We start from the raw sequence: 3,150 nt of genomic DNA, 5'->3' as shown, positions 1-3,150 counted from the left end.
TTCGAGGCCGAGGTTGTCCATCCCAACTGGCCCGCGAATCAGCGGCACCAGTGGTACGAAGCGCCCGCCGGCGCCCTGAACCTGAACGACAACTGCGTCGACGTGCGTCTGGCCGCCACGAAGGCGGGCGAGTTCGCCGACGTCCGTCTCGTCCCCCCAACCGCCTACGCCGTCCTCGATAACCAGATGAAGACTGTGGCCAAGAAGGACCACCACCGCTACGGCGTCGCACGCGAGGTTCTCGGCGCGGGGCTTCCCGGGCTGCGCCTCCGCGCCTCGGGCGGCTACTGGGCCGAGGCCGCGCCCGCCGTCCAGAACGTCGCCGTCCACAATCCGACTCTCTACTTCGGCTCCGCGCTCGTCGAGACGCTGCGCGCCGAAGGCATCGTCGTCGCCGGGCCGGTCCAGCGGGCGCCACTCGTCGGCCCGGAGGGCGTGCACCCGGCGTTCGTGTGCGACCTGGTGCACACTTCGCCCTTGGGCGCGACCGTCACCGTCGCCAACAAGCGCAGCCAGGGGTTCTATGCCGAGTGCCTGTTGAAACTCCTCGGCGCCTACGCCGCGAATCCCCGGGCCGAGTACGGTGCCAAGGCGCCGGCCGACCGCGACGGCTCCGGCCTCTCGAAAGAGAATCGCCTGACTGCCCTCGCGGTGACGGAACTTCTGGCGCTGATGTACGAGCGCCACGGAGAGGCGTTCATCGGGACCCTTGCCGTCGCGGGAGAGGACGGGAGCCTGCGGTCGCGGATGCGCGGCACGGCGGCGGAGGGCAACGTGTACGGGAAGACGGGGTACGTCGCGGGCGTGAGCGCCCTCTCGGGCTACGTCCGGACGCGCTCGGGCCGATGGGTCGCGTTCTCCATCCTCATGAACGATGTGCCGTGGGGCGGGCTCTGGCGGGCGCGCCTGGCGCAGGACAAGGTCTGCATCCGCCTGGTGGAATACGAAACAGGCAAGTGACTGAGTAACAGAGTGACGGAGTAACTGAGGCGGTGGCAGGCCGGTTCGCCGCCCCGCTTGTCCCTGTTCAGCGGTTGGACCCCTTCGGGGCGGGGCGCTGGTCCCGGCGCGCCGGGACGCGGGGCAAGCCCCGCGGCGAACCACCGCGCAAAACTTATGTAACCCCGCTTAGTACTACAACGCTACAAAGCGGCGCCGCCTGAGGTTGCAGTTGAGCCCGAAGGGCTCAAAACACCATAGCTCAGTCCCGGCGGCGCGGATTGTCGGCGGGCTGGCCGGCGGGATGACTTTTGAGCAGATCCAGAAGGAGTACGGCGTCACGGCGGAGGACGTGCGAGCGGCCTTGGAGTTCGCTGCCCGGATCATCGATCAGGAAGAGCATCGCGCGTTGCCGGCGTGAGCGACGAGCAGGGAACAGTGGCACATCAGGGACTGTCTGGTCCCAAATTCGACGTAGATTTTCTGCGATCCAGAGGCGGTGCGGCACGTCTAAGGGGGTAGGCTGTTCACTCCCTTCCGGCAAGGCTGACAGTTGGAAGGTAGGAGGCCACTACTCCTTCTGACATTATAGAGAACAATTAAAGGAGCAAGAACATGAAGTGGTGCCTGATCGCCGTTTGTCCGCTCATCGCCACAGTCTTGACCGCCGCAGTTGCTGAGGAGTCGGCGCCATCCCCAACGTGTGGTGATCAGGGGCCTGCTGCTCACGATATCCGTGCCCGAAGGCCTGCAGAAGGTCGGAGGGCCCATCCCGCTTCGCTTCACGATTGCCAACACCACAACAAACGATATTAGCCTACCAAACAACATTACTTACGGTACCAGTGAAGACGCCGAGACGAAGATTCCGGTGATCGGTTCCGGGATGTTCATCATATGCCAGACAGAGCGTGGAGACTTCATCAAGTTCAAGGGCTATTACGCCAGGGTGGACGGGTTTGGTACGATCTTGAAGGCCAAGGAAGAACTGCAACCCTATACCCTCGACATGGCCAAGTGCTTCGACCTCCCGGCAGGCAGGTATGAAGTCCAACTGCTCTTCACCAGGCAACACTCGGGCTTTCTCGATGGCGCCAGCAACCGAATCACCATCACCGTCAAGTGATGGACGAGTGAAAGCCACCGGCCGTTTGCCGCGGTCGCCGCGGCAGCCGTGCTCTCCCCGCCATGGGGGTCAATGCTATTCGAACAGGCCGCGAAACACCGACGGATTGGCTTCGGCCACGGCCTTGAGGATGTCGGCGGCTATCTTGACGGCCTTCTCGGCCTCATCGGAAGTCACACGCACCAAGGCGCTGTAGTCGCCCGTCCCGCGCAGTTTCAAGAGGAATGAATAGCCTTCTCCAAGTTCCCCTGACCACTCGCCCGCCTTCACAAGGTCTCGATGCACAGCCGTCTGAATGGCCGTGTGTTTCTTAAATATACGGCCTCTTTCAGCGAAGAGAGCAGAGACCGCATAGAGGGCGGCGTAGTACGCCCGTGACGCCGCGGCTTCGGCACTGACGGGCAGATCATGCCGGGACGCCTTCAGGGCTTCGACGGCCTTCTCCCAGAACCCATGGGCTAGTTCGTTCATGCGAGGATTCCCTCGCGCTTGACCTCACGATACAACGGCCAGCGGTCGGTCTCATAATCACGAATGTCGGCTGGCGTCGCGTCAATGGGACGCTCGATCTCGAGGACGAGAGGATAGAGGACGTGAATGCACGTGTGGACATCCTCCCAGTAATTGACCGGGCCCTGTAGCAGCACCAGCAGGTCAATATCGCTGTCGGGTTCGGCCGTGCCGCGGGCTTCGCTTCCATAGAGAATCACTCCGCGCAGGCGTTTGGGGAACGCCTCTTCGAGGGCGGATTTGACACGCCGCAACAATTCATCGCGCTGCATGTTAGGCTCCGCTCCCAGGCGCAGGCTGGGGCAGGCGCAGGCGCCGGCTGCACGCGGGCGCTCTACGCGAGCGCTTCGTCGAGCGATTTCTTGAGGTCTTGCTTGCTCGTCACGCCCGTGAATCGCTTGGCGACCTCGCCGTTCTTGAAAACGATAAGCGTCGGGATGGCGGTGATGCTGAATTTGCCCGCCGTCTGGCGATGCGCGTCGGTGTCGAGTTTGCAGATCTTGGCCTTGCCGGCGTAGTCGGCGGCGATTTCCTCCACGATCGGCGTGACCATCCGGCAGGGAGGGCACCACTCG

At 63.5% G+C, this 3,150-nt stretch carries 6 protein-coding genes; 3 read left to right on the top strand and 3 right to left on the bottom strand.

Annotated features, from left to right (window positions below; genetic code table 11):
* The 3 genes from dacB to NTX40_11225 form a co-directional block, all read left to right on the top strand.
* The coding region (gene dacB / locus NTX40_11235) for a D-alanyl-D-alanine carboxypeptidase/D-alanyl-D-alanine-endopeptidase (protein ID MCX5649647.1) at window positions 1-960 on the top strand (960 nt) is incomplete at its 5' end.
* Between the two features lie 211 nt (window positions 961-1,171).
* On the top strand, window positions 1,172-1,360 hold the full coding sequence (locus NTX40_11230) for a DUF433 domain-containing protein (GenBank protein MCX5649646.1): 189 nt from the start codon (window positions 1,172-1,174) through the stop codon (window positions 1,358-1,360).
* 315 nt (window positions 1,361-1,675) lie between these two features.
* Window positions 1,676-2,065 (top strand): hypothetical protein, encoded by a 390-nt coding sequence (locus NTX40_11225; protein ID MCX5649645.1) that lies wholly within the window; start codon window positions 1,676-1,678, stop codon window positions 2,063-2,065.
* A 75-nt stretch (window positions 2,066-2,140) separates the two neighbouring features.
* Here the strand turns inward: NTX40_11225 and NTX40_11220 are convergent, their stop codons facing one another.
* The 3 genes from NTX40_11220 to NTX40_11210 form a co-directional block, all read right to left on the bottom strand.
* Complete coding sequence (locus tag NTX40_11220) at window positions 2,141-2,536, bottom strand: HEPN domain-containing protein (protein ID MCX5649644.1); 396 nt, start codon at window positions 2,534-2,536, stop codon at window positions 2,141-2,143.
* Window positions 2,533-2,847, bottom strand: coding sequence for a nucleotidyltransferase domain-containing protein (locus NTX40_11215; GenBank protein MCX5649643.1), 315 nt, complete (start codon window positions 2,845-2,847; stop codon window positions 2,533-2,535). Before NTX40_11215 ends, NTX40_11220 begins: the two co-directional genes overlap by 4 nt.
* Before the next feature lie 62 nt (window positions 2,848-2,909).
* The coding region (locus NTX40_11210) for a thioredoxin domain-containing protein (GenBank protein ID MCX5649642.1) at window positions 2,910-3,150 on the bottom strand (241 nt) is incomplete at its 5' end.

The organism is Planctomycetota bacterium, assembly GCA_026387035.1.
In the GTDB taxonomy this organism is placed as follows: Bacteria; Planctomycetota; Phycisphaerae; order FEN-1346; family FEN-1346; genus JAPLMM01.
The sequence above is the reverse complement of the archived record's forward strand: the minus strand, read 5'-3'. Positions and strand labels throughout refer to the sequence as shown.